Genomic DNA, 16,437 nt, shown 5'->3' on the forward strand with positions numbered 1-16,437 from the left:
CGCTCAGCGCCGTCCGCCGATCCCGGCGCGAGCCGCCGTGAGGGCCGCGCCGGCCGCGACCGCGAGCCACGCCGCCACCGCCACCCACATCAGCACCCGCCCCGGCCCCGTCAGCCGGCCGATGCCCAGGGCGGCCGCCACCGACAGCGTGGCCGCCCCGGTCATCCCCAGGGGGAACACCGTCGCCCAGCGCCGCATGTCGTAGCGCAGCCGCGGCCGGGCCACTTCGGCGGCCAGCAGGACCACGTACCAGGCCAGGTCCAGGAAGAGCAGGGCCACCGTCACGTTCCGCAGCACGCCGCGGTCGTCGTCGTTCCACAGGTACAGCCGTGCACTGTCGGCGGAGAGCAGCTTCGCCCCGGTCAGCGCCGAGATGGCGAGCGCACCGCCCGCGATCCAGTGGTCCCCGGCCCCCTCGATGACCTGTCGCGGATCGAAGCGCAGCAGGGCGAGGCCGTAGAACACCAGGCCCAGCCAGAACAGCACCAGCGCGGCGTGCGCGAGCCAGGCCGTCGTCTCCGCCGCGGCCAGCGTGGCCGCCAGTACCGCAAGCCCCTGTGTGGCCACGCAGGACAGGAACACCGCTCCCGGCATGCCCCGCTCCCAGTGCTGCACGACCAGGTACAGCAGCACCGGCCAGAGCACCACGGCCAGCGCCAGCGCCGCCTCGGCCAGGGTCTGCCGGCCCAGCGCGGAGAACCGGGTGCCGAGCACGGCCGTGGCGGCGACGGCGGTGAGCGAGCCCGGGCTGTGCGCCTCGGCCCTCCAGCGCTCCGGCTGCGCCACCAGCCGTACGAGGAAGTCGGCGGCCAGCGCCACCCAGGCCAGGCAGGCCAGCCACAGGAAGACCCAGGACGCCGTCTCTGCGCCCGTCAGATGCAGGCCCACCGAGTTGATGCCGGTCGCCATGACGGCGGCACCCGCCGCCGGCGGACGCCCCGCCCACCACGTACGCAGAGCTGAGATGCCGGGCATGGGCCCGATGCTAGGCAGCCGCGCGTGCGGGGAACGCAGGCCACGCGCGCGCGGCGCTCGAAACCTCGAAAAGGGGACGGCAGGGCCGGTCGGAGGGAGGAGGTCAGGCGGGGCGCACCACGCTGTGGATGATCGATTCGCCGCCGTAGTAGATCGACTCCTCGCGGACGTACGCGCCCGGCTTGGGGGCGTGGATCATCATGCCGTTGCCTATGTAGATGCCGACGTGGCTGATGTCGTCGTAGAAGAAGATCAGGTCGCCGGGCCTCGCGTCCGCGAGGGAGACCGTGGTGCCGACGTCGACCTGCGCGTAGGTGGTGCGCGGGAGCGAGACGCCGGCGGCCTTCCAGGCGGCCTGCGTGAGGCCGGAGCAGTCGTACGAGCCGGGTCCGGTGGCGCCCCACACGTAGGGCTTCCCGATCTGGGCGCGGGCGAAGGCGATCGCCTTCTCGGCCTTGGTGGTGTACGTCCCGGAAGGCGTCGAAGAGCCTCCGGAACCGGACGAGCCGCCGGACGTGGGGGAGCTTCCGGAGGTGGACGAGCCGCTCGCCTGCTGCGCCTGCTCCTTGGCCGCTGCCGCCTGCTGCTTGGCCAGCTCCGCGGCCTTGCGCGCGGCCTCCTCCTGCTTCTGCCGCTCGATCGCCGCCAGCCGGGCCTTCTCCTCGGCCGTCAGCTGGGACAGCAGTCTGCGCGCGGAGGCGAGCTTCTTCTGGACGGTGGCCTTGGCCGTCTGCAGTTCGTTCTGCGACTCGGACAGCGTCTGGAGGCTCTTGGCGGCCTCCTGCCGCTTCTTCATGGTCGCGGCCTGCTGGGTGGCGTAGTCGTCGACGGCGCTCTTCTGCCGCGTGGTCAGCCGGTTCATCAGCTGGCTCTGGTCGAAGTAGTCCTGGGGGCTGTCCGCGAGCAGGAAGGTGGCGGTGTCCGGCGTGGCTGCCCCGGTCCGGTACTGGGCGGCGGCGAACGTGCCCAGCTCCTCACGGGCCTTGTTCATCCGGGCGGTCCGCCGGGCGACCTCCTCGCGCAGGCTGTCGATGTGGGTGCGCTGCTTGGTGGTCTGCTCCTTGGCGGCGTCGTACTTCTCGGTCGCCGACTCCGCCTGGCGGTAGAGGTCGTCGACCTTCTTCTCGACCTCCTCCAGGCTCGGCTTTCCGTCGGCCGGGGGAGCGGCGTCGGCCGTCTGGGACAGCACGGCCACGGAGGTGAGGGCGGCGGTGGCGAGGACTGGGGTGCGGAAACCTGCTCCGAGTGAGCCCGCGGGGCGCGACTTGCGGTGCGACGCCAAGGGAGGCGACTCCTTCCATGTGCCGCCTACCGGGTTAGCTGTCGGGTTCGGGCGCGTGCTCGGAAGGTTTGCCCTACGGCTCCTGTCCCGGGACGGGACGTGTGCCGATTCACCCCAAGGTCGGTGGGTCCCCGGCTCCGGGCACCGTACGGGGGGTGCGCCGGACTCGGCGGGGGCCGCGCGGATCGGCGACGTTCGCCGGAAGGGGGCGTGCGGCCCGCCCCGCAACCTAGCCAACTGGTGTGTCTCGTGTGAAGGTTGGTGCACGATATGTCCGATACATTTTCGTGACCTGAGTGTGGAATCGCTCCCGTGTCACAAGGTGATTCCGCTGCGTGAGGGGTTGTTCGGCCGTCCCGGGCGTGAAGGACCGGCTCCTTTCGAACCGGCCATGTTCCCGGGACGGCGGCCGGTTGTCGGTGCGGCACCCTAGACTCGGAGAGCGATGAGCAGCCTCTTTGACGACAGCTTCCTGGCGGACCTCCAGGCCCCTCGCGGGCATGCGGAGGAGCCCCCGCCGCCGCCCGAGGACGATCACGCTCCGGAGCCGATTCCGGACGATCTGTTCGGCGGGAAGTTCGATGTGCCGCCGGACCGGGACGTGCACTACCGCGACGGCGCCCCCCGCCCCGCGCTCGACGCGGCCGCGCTCCTGGAGGGGCTGAACGAGAACCAGCGCGCCGCTGTCGTGCACGCCGGCTCCCCGCTGCTCATCGTCGCCGGCGCAGGCTCCGGCAAGACCCGTGTGCTCACCCACCGCATCGCCCACCTGCTCGCCGAGCGGAACGTGCACCCGGGCCAGATCCTCGCGATCACCTTCACCAACAAGGCCGCGGGCGAGATGAAGGAGCGCGTCGAGCAGCTCGTCGGCCCGCGTGCGAACGCGATGTGGGTCATGACCTTCCACAGCGCGTGCGTACGCATCCTGCGGCGCGAGTCGAAGAAGCTCGGCTTCACGTCGAGCTTCTCCATCTACGACGCCGCCGACAGCAAGCGCCTGATGGCCCTGGTCTGCCGCGACCTGGACCTCGACCCCAAGCGCTTCCCGCCCAAGTCCTTCAGCGCCAAGATCAGCAACCTCAAGAACGAGCTGATCGACGAGGAGGACTTCGCCGCCCAGGCCGCCGACGGCTTCGAGAAGACCCTCGCCCAGGCCTACGCGCTCTACCAGTCGCGGTTGCGCGAGGCCAACGCGCTCGACTTCGACGACCTGATCATGACGACGGTCAACCTGCTGCGCGCTTTCCCGGACGTCGCCGAGCACTACCGCCGCCGCTTCCGGCACGTCCTGGTCGACGAGTACCAGGACACCAACCACGCCCAGTACGCGCTGGTGCGCGAGCTGGTCGGGACGGGCGAGCACGCCCCCGAGGACGCCGACACCCCGCCGAACGAGTACGACCTCCCGCCCGCCGAACTGTGCGTGGTGGGTGACGCGGACCAGTCGATCTACGCCTTCCGGGGCGCGACCATCCGCAACATCCTCCAGTTCGAGGAGGATTACCCGAACGCGACGACGATCCTGCTGGAGCAGAACTACCGCTCCACGCAGACCATCCTGTCCGCCGCCAACGCGGTCATCGAGCGCAACGAGTCCCGCCGCCCGAAGAACCTGTGGACCAATGCCGGCCAGGGCGCCCGGATCACCGGCTACGTCGCCGACACCGAGCACGACGAGGCCCAGTTCGTCGCCGACGAGATAGACCGCCTCACGGACGCGGGCCAGGCGAAGTCCGGTGACGTCGCCGTCTTCTACCGCACCAACGCCCAGTCCCGTGTCTTCGAAGAGGTCTTCATCCGCGTCGGCCTGCCCTACAAGGTCGTCGGCGGCGTCCGCTTCTACGAGCGCAAGGAGGTCCGGGACGTCCTGGCCTACCTGCGCGTTCTCGCCAACCCCGAGGACTCGGTGCCGCTGCGCCGCATCCTCAACGTCCCCAAGCGGGGCATCGGCGAGCGCGCCGAGGCGATGATCGACGCCCTCTCCCAGCGCGAGAAGATCAGCTTCCCGCAGGCCCTGAAGCGCGTGGACGAGGCGTACGGCATGGCCGCGCGGTCCACCAACGCGGTCAAGCGGTTCAACACGCTGATGGAGGACCTGCGCACGATCGTGGAGTCCGGTGCCGGACCGGCGACCGTCCTGGAGGCGGTGCTCGAACGCACCGGCTACCTGGCCGAGTTGCAGGCCTCGACCGACCCGCAGGACGAGACCCGCATCGAGAACCTCCAGGAACTCGCCGCCGTGGCCCTGGAGTTCGAACAGGATCGCGGCGAGGGCGAGTCGGTGGCGCTTTCCGACTTCCTGGAGCAGGTCGCGCTGGTCGCCGACTCCGACCAGATCCCCGACGAGGACGAGGAAGGCTCCGGCGTCATCACCCTGATGACCCTGCACACCGCCAAGGGCCTGGAGTTCCCGGTCGTCTTCCTGACCGGCATGGAGGACGGCGTCTTCCCGCACATGCGCGCCCTCGGCCAGACCAAGGAGCTGGAGGAGGAGCGGCGGCTGGCGTACGTGGGCATCACACGCGCGCGGGAGCGGCTCTACCTCACCCGGTCCACGCTGCGCAGCGCCTGGGGCCAGCCGTCGTACAACCCGCCCTCCCGCTTCCTGGAGGAGATCCCGTCCGCCCATGTGGAGTGGAAGCGGACGGGAGCCGCCGCCCCGGTGTCCTCCGGGCCCGCCTCCGGGATCGCGGCCTCGCTGTCCTCGTCCCGCTCCCGCTCCTCGGCGGCGGGCGCGTCCGGGTTCGCCACCCGGCGGGCCTCCGACAGGCCGGCGGTGTCCCTGGCCGTCGGCGACCGGGTCACCCACGACCAGTTCGGGCTCGGCACGGTCGTCGCGGTGTCGGGTGTGGAGGACAAGGCCCAGGCGACGATCGACTTCGGGGACGGGAAGCCGAAGCGGCTGCTGCTGCGGTACGCGCCGGTGGAGAAGCTCTAGAAAGACGAGTGAGCCCCGCCGGATCGGCGGGGCTCGGTCCGTCTCGGGCTCAGGTCGGGTCCAGACCGTGGCTGCGCAGCCACGGCAGGGGGTCTATGGCCGCCCCGCCCGCCGGGCGTACCTCGAAGTGCAGGTGCGGTCCGGTGGAGTTGCCCGAGTTGCCGGAGTAGGCGACCGGTTCGCCGGCCTTGACGGTCGTGCCGGAGGCGACGCGGTAGCTGGAGAGGTGGCAGTACCAGGTCTCCGTGCCGTCCTTCGCCGTCACGATCAGCATGTTGCCGTAGGCGCTGTTCCACTTCGTGGAGACGACGCCGTCGGTGGCGGACATGACCGTGGTGCCGTACGAGACCGGGAAGTCGATGCCCGTGTGCACGGACATCCAGTTCACGCCGGCCTGGCCGAAGTAGGCGCTGAGCCCGTGCTGGGTGACCGGCAGGGCGAACTTGGGACGCAGCCGCTCCTTGAGCGCGGCCTCCGCGGCCGCCTTCTTCTGCTGGAGTTCCTGCTGCGCCTTGAGGTCGATGCGCTCCTGCGTCCGGCTGGCCCGGTCGGCGAAGTCGTCGGCGCCGGCGGAGAGGGTACGCAGCTGGGAGTCCAGCTTGCTGTTGGCGACGGACGGTTTCACCGCGTGCGCGTCCGAGGCGGTGGCGGTGGTGTCCTTGTTGTCGTCGGTCAGGCTGCCGACGGAGGCGGCGGCGATCCCGGCGACCCCCATCACACAGACCGAGGGCACGGCGACGGTCAGCAGCGCGGAGCGCTTGGGGGGCGTACGGCGCCGGGAACGCGCCGCACTGCGGGAGCCCGCGCGGGTCGCCGGGGCCGGGGTGCTCTCTTCCTGGTCGTCGAGCAGGGACGGTACGGCGGACAGCTCGCCCGTGTCGCCCGACCCACCGTCCTCGGAAGGCAGTTCGGTGAACTCGCCGACGTGCTCGAACGTGGCCGTGACCTGCTGGTCGAACGGTTCGCCGACGTGCTCGAACGTGGCCGTGGCCTGCTGGTCGAACGGTTCGGCAAGCTGCTCGTGCGGCGCGGCCGCGCCGTCGGAGTTCCACTGCGTGGCGTCGTACGCGCCCGTCTCGAACGACTGGGTGCCCCACTCCCACTGCTGGGTGGGGTCGGCGGCGGGCTGGCCGGGCTGGAGCCAGGCGGTCGCGTCCCACTGGCCGCTGATGTCGTTCCCGGTGGCCTGCGCCGGGACCGACCAGGCGGTGTTGTCGTACACGCCCGAGTCGTAGGCCGCGTGGTGCTGGGCCGCGTACGGGTCGTAGTTCAGGAACTGGCCGGTGCCGGTCTGCCACTGCGTGGTGTCGTACGCGCCGGTGTGCTGCTCGTTGCCCGGGAGGCCGCCGAAGAGCGGGTCGACGGCGAAGGAACCGGTGCCGGTGGTGCCGCCCGTGAAACCCGTGGCGTCGTAGCCGCCGTACGTGGTGAGGTCGTCGTACTGGGCTTCCTGTGCCCCGTACTGCGCGTAATGCGCGGCGGAGGCGTCGGAGGCCGGGGCCGGGGTGGTCATGCTCCCCGACGGGTGACGGTCGTTCACCAACTTCTCTTTCGCCTCGACAACAGGGGCTGCCAGAGCAGTGCGGCGACTGTACCCGGCGGTACGCGGGCGCGACAATCTTCGGCCGGTTTCGCGTTGGCCGGAAACGGGCAATCAGCCGTGTTTTGGCGGACGGCGGGCATGACTTTGGCCTTGTGTTCGAAGAGTGTTCGATGTCAGGTGACCGTGCGTCATCCGTGCACCGGCTGTGCCGCGCCCATGCCGTCGCCCCGGCCGTCCGTCCCGCCGCGCTCAGGCCACCGTCAGGCCGTCGCTGACCGGTTCCTCGGGGAGGGTGTTGTCGAGCGCGTCGCGTATCCCGGCCGCCACCGCGGGGTGCACCGGCAGCGCGAGATGCCCGATCCCGGTCACCCGGACGTTCAGGGCGTCCAGGTCGGGGTGGTCGATGCAGGCCGTCTCCAGCGGATCCATCACCGAGTCGAGGTCGCTCCAGAAGCTGACGAACCGCGTCCGGCAGCCCGGTGCGGGCCGGGTCAGCTCCTCGATCACCTCCGAGCCGGGCCGCATCTGCCGCACGATCGGATGGGCGCTGGCCAGCGGTACGGCCCGGGTGCCGGAGTGCGGGGTGCCCAGCGTGACCAGGGTACGTACCCGCAGGTCACCGCTCAGGCACTGTACGTAATAGCGGGCGATCAGCCCGCCGAGGCTGTGTCCCACGATGTCGACCTGGCTGTTTCCCGTGCGCTCGCAGATCTCCTCGACGTGCCGCCCCAGCAGCTCGGCGGCGGTGCGAATGTCGCAGGTCAGCGGGGAGTAGTTGAGCGATTCGACGCGCTGCCTGCCGTTGCGGACGAGGTTGCGGCGCAGCAGGACGAAGACCGAGCGGTTGTCGATGAAGCCGTGCAGCAGGACGACCGGCGGTCCGGGCCGGCCGGGAAGCCGTGTGGCGCCGTCCCCGCAGGGGAGCGCGGGGGAGCGGCGCTCCTGGGTGAGGCCGGTCGGATACAGCAGCAGGTGGCCGGCCAGGATCGCGGCCTCGAGTGCGGTCGCCTTGAGGAGGGCCATGGACAGCTCGACCAGTCTGCCGGGCCACAGGCGCCGGTAGAGCGGGAGGAAGAGTGGCAGTACCCCGGTGACCTTCATGGGCCGACCTCCTGTCGGCGCACGGAGAGACGACTCGATCCCCCGTGCGCCCTCATGTCCCACCGTGTGATTTCCCCCTCGCTGCGCACCGTAAAACCGCCGGTTGCGCGATGCTGGAGATAACGTTCGTTCACTTCCCGACGGGTGGCGGAACGTGCCAGATATGCGGTACTTGTCGGTACGGACGGAAGCGGCCGCTTCCGTGGTCGCTTGATGGAGGCAGTGATGGGTGTGGCAGCCGGTCCGATCCGCGTGGTGGTCGCCAAGCCGGGGCTCGACGGCCACGACCGTGGGGCCAAGGTCATCGCGCGGGCGCTGCGCGACGCCGGTATGGAGGTGATCTACACCGGGCTTCACCAGACGCCGGAACAGATCGTCGACACCGCCATCCAGGAGGACGCCGACGCGATCGGTCTGTCCATCCTCTCGGGCGCCCACAACACCCTCTTCGCGGCTGTCATCGACCTCCTCAAGGAGCGCGACGCCGCGGACATCCTCGTCTTCGGCGGCGGCATCATCCCGGAGGAGGACATCCCGCCGCTGAAGGAGAAGGGGGTCGCGGCGATCTTCACGCCCGGCGCGACCACCACGACGATCGTGGAGTGGGTCCGGGAGAACGTGCGTCAGCCGGCCGCGTCCGGGGGCTGAGCCCTGACGCCGGACGGGCCGCCCCCGCTCAACTCCGCGGCCATCGCCGCCCGCAACCGCAGCGTGCTCACCAGCCGCTGGAACGCCTCCGCCCAGTAGCCCCCGGCGCCGGGCGAGGCGTCCTCGCGCTCGTCGGGTACCGCCAGCAGGCCGTCCAGACGGGCGGCCTCGGCCGGGTCCAGGCAGCGCTCGGCCAGCCCCATCACCCCGCTGAAGCTCCAGGGGTAACTGCCCGCGTCCCGGGCGATGTCGAGGGCGTCCACCACGGCCCGGCCGAGCGGGGCGCCCCAGGGGACGTCGCACACCCCGAGCAGCTGGAACGCCTCGGACAGGCCGTGGGTCGCGATGAATCCCGCCACCCACTCGGCCCGCTCCCCGTCCTCCAGCGTGGCCAGCAGCTTCGCGCGCTCCCCCAGGGACACCGCCCCCGGCCCGCCGGCCTCCGGCGCCGACGGCACCCCGAGCAGCGCCCTCGACCACGCGGCGTCCCGCTGCCGCACCGCCGCCCGGCACCAGGCCGCGTGCAGTTCGCCCTGCCAGCCGTCGGCCACCGGCAGCGCCACGATCTGCTCCGGGGTGCGTCCGCCCAGCCGGCCGGGCCAGGTGCCGAGTGGTGCCGCCTCCACCAACTGACCCAGCCACCAGGACCGTTCGCCCCGGCCTGTGGGGGGCTTGGCCGTCACGCCGTCCCGCTCCATGCCCGGGTCGCACTCGGGGGGCGCCTCCACGACGATCGCGGGCCTGTTCCCCGTGTGGTCGACGGCCACGCAGGCGGTGGCCCGCACTGCCATCCGCCCGGCGAGCGCCGAGCCCGGCAGCGCGGACAGCAGCTCCGCCGCCGTCGCCCGGACGTTGCGGCTGCGATCCCCCAGGGCCTGCTCGAGGAACGGCTCGTCCTCGGCGGACAGGCCCGTGCGCAGCGCGTCGAGGAACATCAGCCGGTCCTCGGCCCGCTCCGTCGCCCAGGTCGCGCTCAGCAGCTCCCGGGCGGGTCCGGGCGTGCGGGCGCGCAGGGCTGACAGCAGGGCGACCCGCTCGGCGAACAGGCCCTCCTGCCACAGCCGTTGCACCGCTTCGGTGTCCTCGGGGCCGGGCAGCGTCGCTCCGCCACCCGGTGCCGAGCGCAGGGCGAACCGCCAGTCCGGGTTGAGCCGGGCCAGCCACAGGGCCCGCGGCCCCGCGAACGCCAGCGCCGCCGGCCGCAGGTCCGTACGGCCCCGGGCGGCGTCCAGCAGCGCGGGCAGCGCCTGCGGGGGTGCCGCGTACCCGTGGGCGTTGGCAGCCGCGAGCCACTGCGGAAGCAGCTCCATGAGATCCGGTGCGCTGCCCCGCCTGCCACCGCCCCCGCCGCCGGAACGGTCGGCCAGCAGCATGGCGAGCCTGCGCGCGGCGGCGGCGGGCAGCGGCGGACGACGGTCCTCGGCAGCGGGCTCCGGCCGCGGCGCGGCCGGCCCGGGCCGCAGCCCCGCCCGCCGCCGCAGCGTGGCCAGCGCGGCGGCGTCCAGCAGGGCCACGGGTGCCTCCCGCCCGGGCACGGCCTGCGCCGGGGGGCGCCGGTCGGTGCCGAGGAGGGCGGTGGTGACGAGGTCCTCCCAGGAGGCTGGGGTCAGCGCCTGACCGGCCGTCGCGGTCGAGGTTGCGTGCATCACGTTCCCTTCTCTTCGTGTCCCTGGGGGGCCGGGCAGGTCAGCACAGCGTCACGGGGGCGCCCGGGCCCTCGGGCCAGGCCGTCAGCGGGGTGAAGCCGCGATGGCCGCACTCGCCGAAGACCTTGACGGGGGCGCCGCCGGAGAGGGCGGCCAGGCGCCACAGGCCGGGGCGGGAGCGGGCGGACGGGGTGAGCGGGAGCGCCGAGTCCGCCTCGGCGTCGGCCAGTTGCCAGGAGCCCGCTTCGGTGTCCGGCGTCGGTATGACGCGGTCCAGCGTGACCGGGACCGACTCCAGCCACGGGTCCTCGCGCAGGGCGTCGCCGTAGCGGGCCGCCGCCTCGGCCGTGCTCACGCCCGGCGGGCGCAGTGCGACGGGCGCGGGCGGGGCGTGCTGCTCACCCAGGGCCGCCCGCAGCTGTCCGGCGCCGGGGAACACGGACAGGTCGGCCTCCACTGCCAGACCGACGGGCAGGGTCAGTTCCGGTGCCCGCCCGGCCGCGCCGTAGGAGAGGAGCAGCCGGGTGCGGCCCGACTCGGCGCCGTGGAGCCAGATCCGGCGCGTCGTCAGCTTCGGGTCGACCGTGTCGTACTGGGCGAGGACCAGCCAGCGGTCGCGCACCGGTGGGCCGTCCGCCGAGGCGGGCAGGCCGAGCCGGGAGCGGACCGTCGCCGCGAGGGCGTCCGGCAGCCGGTCGCGGCGCAGCCAGCCCTGGTCGAGGAGATGCAGCAGAGCGCACTCCTCCAGCAGGCGTGCGGGCCAGCCCGGACCGGAGGCGGGCACCGCCCCCAACTCTCTTACCCGAGAAGCGAGTCCGGGGGCCTGCGCGTCGACCATGCGGGCCGCCGTCTCGTCCCACAACCCGTATCCCGCCTGTTCGGCCGAGGCCAGGCCGCCGCGCAGCAGGTCCACGAGGCGCTGCTCCAGCTCCGTCGCGCCCGCCGTGACCCGCTCGGCCCGGCGCTCCGCCCGGCGCCTCGCCGCCCCCGGGTCAGCGGACCCGGGGGCGGAACTCCCGCCGCCCTCCGTCCGTTTGCTCTCCGCGCGCTTGCGTCTGCCCGAGAGCCACTGCTCGGCCCACTCCGGCGGCTCGGCCGCCGCCGGCACCGCGCCGTCCCCCTCCGCCCACAGCAGAAGCAGCCCGAGCGCGTGCTTGCACGGGAACTTCCGGCTCGGGCAAGTGCACTTGTACGCGGGCCCGGTGGCGTCCGCGAAGTCCACCACCGTCTGGTACGGCCTGCTGCCGCTCCCCTTGCACAGCCCCCACACCGTCCCCTCTCCACCGCCCGACCCGGACCACGGTCCGGCCGTGCCCAGCTTGCTTCCCGCCTTGCGTGACGCGGCGTCAGGCGCCAGTGCCAGCACCTGCTCCGCGGTCCAGCGCACCCCCTGCTCAGTCATGCCACCGACGGTAGATCCCGCCACTGACAATCGGCCCTGCGAGCGCGTTTGTGCAGGTCGGAGCGATTGTCAGTGGCGTGGTGCACGGTGGATGCCAGATCCGAACCGGCCGAGCTGGAGGGGGCCTCAGCCATGACTGTGTCCGTGGAACCGACGTCCGTCGAAGCGAGCGGGAGCAAGGGTCCGCAGGCGTTGCGACCGCACGCCGAGCACGCCTTCGCAGCCGAACTCACCGCGCTGGCAGCCCAGGACGACCGCCCGCGCCCGGAGCGCTGGAAACTGTCGCCGTGGGCGGTGGCGACCTATCTGCTCGGCGGCACCCTGCCGGACGGCACGGTGATCACACCGAAGTACGTGGGCCCGCGCCGCCTTGTCGAGGTCGCCGTCACCACTCTCGCCACCGATCGCGCGCTGCTGCTGCTCGGCGTGCCCGGCACGGCCAAGACCTGGGTGTCGGAACACCTGGCGGCCGCCGTCAGTGGCGACTCGACCCTGCTGGTGCAGGGCACGGCGGGCACGCCGGAGGAGGCGATCCGCTACGGCTGGAACTACGCGCAGCTGCTCGCGCACGGACCCAGCCGCGACGCCCTGGTGCCCAGCCCCGTCATGCGGGCCATGTCCGAGGGGATGACGGCCCGTGTGGAGGAGCTGACCCGCATCCCCGCCGACGTGCAGGACACGCTGATCACGATCCTGTCCGAGAAGACCCTGCCGGTCCCGGAGCTGGGCCAGGAGGTGCAGGCGGTCCGCGGCTTCAACCTCATCGCCACCGCCAACGACCGCGACCGCGGTGTCAACGACCTCTCCAGCGCTCTGCGCCGCCGCTTCAACACCGTGGTGCTGCCGCTGCCGGAGAGCGCCGACGCCGAGGTCGACATCGTCACGCGCCGCGTCGAGCAGATCGGCCGCTCCCTGGACCTGCCGGCCGTGCCCGACGGCATCGAGGAGATCCACCGGGTCGTGACGGTCTTCCGCGAGCTGCGGGACGGGACGACCGCCGACGGCCGGACGAAGCTGAAGTCGCCGAGCGGCACGCTGTCCACCGCCGAGGCGATCTCCGTCGTCACCAACGGCCTCGCGCTGGCTGCCCACTTCGGTGACGGTGTGCTGCGCCCGGGCGATGTCGCCGCCGGCATCCTCGGCGCCGTCGTCCGTGACCCGTCGGCCGACCGTGTCATCTGGCAGGAGTACCTGGAGACGGTCGTCCGCGAGCGCGACGGCTGGAAGGACTTCTACCGGGCCTGCCGGGAGGTGAGCGTGTGAGCGACGACTCCACGTGGGGCAAGGTCCGTGCCGCCGGGCCGCTGCTGCTCGGCGTACGGCACCACGGGCCCGGCTCCGCGCGCGCGGTGCGGGCCGCCCTGGAGGCAGACCGGCCCGGTGTCGTGCTGATCGAGGGGCCGCCCGAGGCCGATGCGCTGATCCCGCTCGCCGCCGACCCGGACATGCGGCCGCCGGTCGCCCTGCTCGGCCACGCCGTGGACGAGCCCGGACGCTCGGCCTTCTGGCCGCTGGCCGAGTTCAGCCCCGAATGGGTGGCGATCCGCTGGGCTCTCGAACAGGGCGTCCCGGCCCGCTTCATCGACCTGCCCGCCACTCACACGCTGGCATGGGAGACCGGGCCGAAGACGTCGTCCGACGATGAGGAGGACGAGGACGAGGAGGACACCGAGGGCGGGCCGGGCGCGGTGCGGGGCCTGCGCGTCGACCCCCTCGCCGTGCTCGCCGAGGCTGCCGGGTACGACGATCCCGAGCGCTGGTGGGAGGACGTCGTCGAGCACCGGGGCCCGGGGCAGTCGGACCCCTTCGCGCCGTTCGCCGCGCTGGAGGAGGCCATGACGGCGCTGCGCGAGCGCCACGGCGCCGGCGGGCGGCCCCGCGACCTGGTGCGGGAGGCCCACATGAGACTCCAGGTGCGGGCCGCGCGCCGGGAGTTCGGGGACGCGGTGGCCGTGGTGTGCGGGGCGTGGCACGTGCCCGCGCTGCGGGAGAAGACCGCCGTCACCGCGGACCGGGCGCTGCTGAAGGGGCTGCCCAAGGTCAAGGTGGACCTGACCTGGGTGCCGTGGACGCACCGCAGGCTGGCCCGGTCGAGCGGGTACGGCGCCGGGATCGACTCGCCGGGCTGGTACGGGCATCTGTTCCGGGCGCCGGACCGGCCGGTCGAGCGGTGGCTGACCAAGGTCGCGGGGCTGCTGCGCGAGGAGGACCGGATCGTGTCCTCCGCGCACGTCATCGAGGCGGTGCGGCTCACCGGGACGCTCGCGGCCGTGCGTGGCCGTCCGCTGCCCGGTCTGAGCGAGACCACCGACGCCGTGCGCGCGGTGATGTGCGACGGCTCGGACGTACCGCTGGCGCTGGTGCACGACCGGCTGGTGGTCGGCGACGTACTGGGGGAGGTGCCGGAAGCGGCGCCCGCGGTGCCGCTGCAGCGCGACCTGGCCCGGGAGCAGCGCCGGCTGCGGCTCAAGCCGGAGGCACTGGAGCGCGCGCTGGAGCTGGACCTGCGCAAGGAGACCGACGCCGGCCGCGGCAGGCTGCTGCACCGCCTGCGACTGCTCGGCGTCGGCTGGGGGGAGCCCACCGGGTCGCGGGGGAGCACGGGCACCTTCCGGGAGACCTGGCGGCTGCGCTGGGAGCCGGAGCTGTCGGTGCGGGTCGCCGAGGCGGGGGTGTGGGGGACGACCGTGCTCGCCGCGGCCACGGCCAGGGCAGAGGCGGAGGCGACCACCGCCGGAGCCCTCGCGGAGGTCACCGCGCTCGCCGAGCACTGCCTGCTGGCCGGGCTGCCGGACGCGCTGCCGGTGGTGATGCGGGTGCTCGCCGACCGGGCGGCCCTCGACTCCGACGTCGGCCACCTCGCCCAGGCGCTGCCCGCCCTGGTCCGCTCGCTGCGCTACGGCGATGTGCGCGGCACCGACACCGGCGCGCTGGCCGGTGTCGCGGCGGGCCTCGCCGAGCGGGTCTTCGTCGGCCTTCCGCCGGCCTGCACCGCCCTGGACGCGGACGCGGCGGAGGAGATGCGCGGCCATGTCGACGCCGTGCACGGCGCCGTGGGACTCCTGGCGGAGACCCTGACCGGCACCCCGGACAGCGGCCGGGGGGACCTGCGCGGCCGCTGGCGGTCCGTGCTGCGGGCCCTGGCCCTGCGGGACACCGTGCCCGGTGTCGTACGGGGGCGGGCCGTCCGGCTGCTGCTGGACGACGGCGAGCTGGAACCCGAGGAGGCGGCCCGGCTGATGGGCCTGGTGCTCTCGCCGGGGACGCCGCCCGCCGACGCGGCCGCCTGGATCGAGGGCTTCGTCGGCGGCGGGGGCGGCATGCTGCTGGTGCACGACGAGCGGCTGCTCGGCCTGGTCGACACCTGGCTGACCGGGGTTTCGGCGGAGGCGTTCACGGACGTACTGCCGCTGCTGCGGCGCACGTTCTCGGCGTACGAGACCGGAGTGCGCAGAACCCTCGGCGAACTGGTGCGGCGCGGGCTCGGGGAGGCCGCCGGCCCGACGGCCCCGGCGGCAGGACCGCCCGGCTTCGCCGCCGAGCCGGACACCGGGCGCGCGGACGCCGTGCTGCCGGTGGTGCGGCTGCTGCTCGGCCTGGACGTGGAGCAGGAACACACGGCAACTCACGACAACAGTCTTGCGGGGGTGGGCGCATGACGACCGAACCGTTGACGGCCGGGGCACCGGCCGAGTACGCGGACCCCGCGCGCGAGCGGCTGCGGCGCTGGCGGCTGGTGCTCGGCGGCGACCAGGCCGACGGCACCGGATGCGCCCTGTCCGGCCGGGACGCGGCGATGGACGGAACGCTCACCGCGCTGTACGGCAAGGGGGACAGGCCGCAGACGGGGCGGGACCGTTCGGCGGCGCTCGGGGCCTCGGCGCCGTCCGTGGCGCGCTGGCTCGGGGACATCCGAACGTACTTCCCGTCCTCCGTCGTCCAGGTCATGCAGCGCGACGCCATCGACCGGCTGGGGCTGGCCGCGCTGCTGCTGGAGCCGGAGATGCTGGAGGCCGTGGAGGCCGACGTGCACCTGGTCGGCACGCTGCTCTCGCTCAACAAGGCGATGCCGGAGACGACGAAGGAGACGGCACGGGCGGTCGTGCGCAAGGTGGTCGAGGACCTGGAGAAGCGCCTCGCCACCCGGACCCGGGCCACCCTCACCGGCGCCCTGGACCGCAGCGCGCGCATCAGCCGGCCGCGCCACCACGACATCGACTGGAACCGCACCATCGCGGCCAATCTCAAGCACTACCTGCCCGAGTACCGCACGATCGTCCCGGAGCGGCTCATCGGATACGGGCGGGCCGCACAGTCCGTGAAGAAGGAGGTCATCCTCTGCATCGACCAGTCGGGCTCGATGGCGGCGTCCGTGGTCTACGCGTCCGTGTTCGGGGCGGTGCTCGCCTCGATGCGCTCGATCAACACCCGGCTGGTCGTGTTCGACACGGCTGTCGTGGACCTCACCGACCAGCTGGACGACCCGGTCGACGTCCTCTTCGGCACCCAGCTCGGCGGCGGTACGGACATCAACCGGGCGCTCGCCTACTGCCAGTCGCAGATCACCCGGCCGGCCGAGACGGTGGTCGTGCTGATCAGCGACCTCTACGAGGGCGGCATCCGCAACGAGATGCTCAAGCGGGTCGCGGCGATGAAGGCGTCCGGAGTGCAGTTCGTGGCGCTGCTCGCGCTGTCGGACGAGGGGGCGCCCGCCTACGACCGGGAGCATGCGGCCGCGCTCGGGGCGCTCGGTGCACCCGCCTTCGCCTGCACGCCCGACCTGTTCCCCGAGGTGATGGCGGCGGCGATCGAGAAACGCCCGCTGCCCATACCGGACACCGCATGACGGCGGACCGAAAAAGGGACATGACTACCCATCGGTAACAGGGGGGTTGCGCTACC

General features: G+C 73.0%; 11 protein-coding genes and 1 riboswitch. Of the genes, 5 read left to right on the forward strand and 6 right to left on the reverse strand.

Going from position 1 to position 16,437, the window contains the following annotated elements:
- Positions 1-3: 3 nt before the first annotated feature.
- Both FB157_RS14405 and FB157_RS14410 read right to left on the reverse strand, forming a co-directional pair.
- On the reverse strand, positions 4-975 hold the full coding sequence (locus FB157_RS14405; RefSeq protein WP_145879611.1) for a tellurite resistance/C4-dicarboxylate transporter family protein: 972 nt from the start codon (positions 973-975) through the stop codon (positions 4-6).
- A 103-nt stretch (positions 976-1,078) separates the two neighbouring features.
- Positions 1,079-2,257, reverse strand: a complete 1,179-nt coding sequence (locus FB157_RS14410; RefSeq protein WP_145879613.1) for a C40 family peptidase — start codon at positions 2,255-2,257, stop codon at positions 1,079-1,081.
- Between the two features lie 8 nt (positions 2,258-2,265).
- A riboswitch (cyclic di-AMP (ydaO/yuaA leader) is annotated at positions 2,266-2,439 on the reverse strand.
- Positions 2,440-2,702: 263 nt separating this feature from the next.
- Between FB157_RS14410 and pcrA the strand changes: the two genes are divergently transcribed.
- Positions 2,703-5,195, forward strand: a complete 2,493-nt coding sequence (gene pcrA, locus FB157_RS14415; RefSeq protein WP_145879615.1) for a DNA helicase PcrA — start codon at positions 2,703-2,705, stop codon at positions 5,193-5,195.
- A 49-nt stretch (positions 5,196-5,244) separates the two neighbouring features.
- On the opposite strand, the gene FB157_RS14420 is transcribed toward pcrA, so the two are convergent.
- Together FB157_RS14420 and FB157_RS14425 are read right to left on the reverse strand one after the other, a co-directional pair.
- Positions 5,245-6,735, reverse strand: a complete 1,491-nt coding sequence (locus FB157_RS14420; RefSeq protein WP_145879616.1) for a M23 family metallopeptidase — start codon at positions 6,733-6,735, stop codon at positions 5,245-5,247.
- Positions 6,736-6,987: 252 nt separating this feature from the next.
- Positions 6,988-7,839, reverse strand: coding sequence for a triacylglycerol lipase (locus FB157_RS14425; protein ID WP_145879618.1), 852 nt, complete (start codon positions 7,837-7,839; stop codon positions 6,988-6,990).
- Between the two features lie 225 nt (positions 7,840-8,064).
- Between FB157_RS14425 and FB157_RS14430 the strand changes: the two genes are divergently transcribed.
- On the forward strand, positions 8,065-8,487 hold the full coding sequence (locus FB157_RS14430; RefSeq protein WP_145879621.1) for a cobalamin B12-binding domain-containing protein: 423 nt from the start codon (positions 8,065-8,067) through the stop codon (positions 8,485-8,487).
- Here FB157_RS14430 and FB157_RS14435 read toward each other — a convergent pair.
- On the reverse strand, positions 8,463-10,133 hold the full coding sequence (locus FB157_RS14435; protein ID WP_145879623.1) for a DUF5691 domain-containing protein: 1,671 nt from the start codon (positions 10,131-10,133) through the stop codon (positions 8,463-8,465). The genes FB157_RS14430 and FB157_RS14435 overlap by 25 nt on opposite strands.
- Positions 10,134-10,173: 40 nt before the next feature.
- A complete protein-coding gene (locus tag FB157_RS14440; RefSeq protein WP_145879625.1) occupies positions 10,174-11,535 on the reverse strand; it encodes an SWIM zinc finger domain-containing protein in 1,362 nt (453 codons plus the stop codon).
- Between the two features lie 132 nt (positions 11,536-11,667).
- Between FB157_RS14440 and FB157_RS14445 the strand changes: the two genes are divergently transcribed.
- The 3 genes from FB157_RS14445 to FB157_RS14455 are packed head-to-tail and all read left to right on the forward strand — an operon-like array spanning position 11,668 to position 16,381.
- Entirely contained in the window at positions 11,668-12,798 is a 1,131-nt protein-coding gene (locus FB157_RS14445) for an AAA family ATPase (protein ID WP_145879627.1), read from the forward strand.
- Positions 12,795-15,194 carry a DUF5682 family protein gene (locus FB157_RS14450; RefSeq protein ID WP_145879629.1) on the forward strand — a complete coding sequence of 800 codons (2,400 nt, stop codon included), beginning with the start codon at positions 12,795-12,797 and terminating at the stop codon, positions 15,192-15,194. Before FB157_RS14445 ends, FB157_RS14450 begins: the two co-directional genes overlap by 4 nt.
- Positions 15,191-16,381 (forward strand): VWA domain-containing protein, encoded by a 1,191-nt coding sequence (locus tag FB157_RS14455; RefSeq protein WP_145879631.1) that lies wholly within the window; start codon positions 15,191-15,193, stop codon positions 16,379-16,381. Before FB157_RS14450 ends, FB157_RS14455 begins: the two co-directional genes overlap by 4 nt.
- The last annotated feature ends 56 nt before the right edge of the window (positions 16,382-16,437 follow it).

Origin of the sequence: Streptomyces sp. BK340 (genome assembly GCF_007827595.1) — a bacterium.
GTDB lineage: Bacteria > Actinomycetota > Actinomycetes > Streptomycetales > Streptomycetaceae > Streptomyces.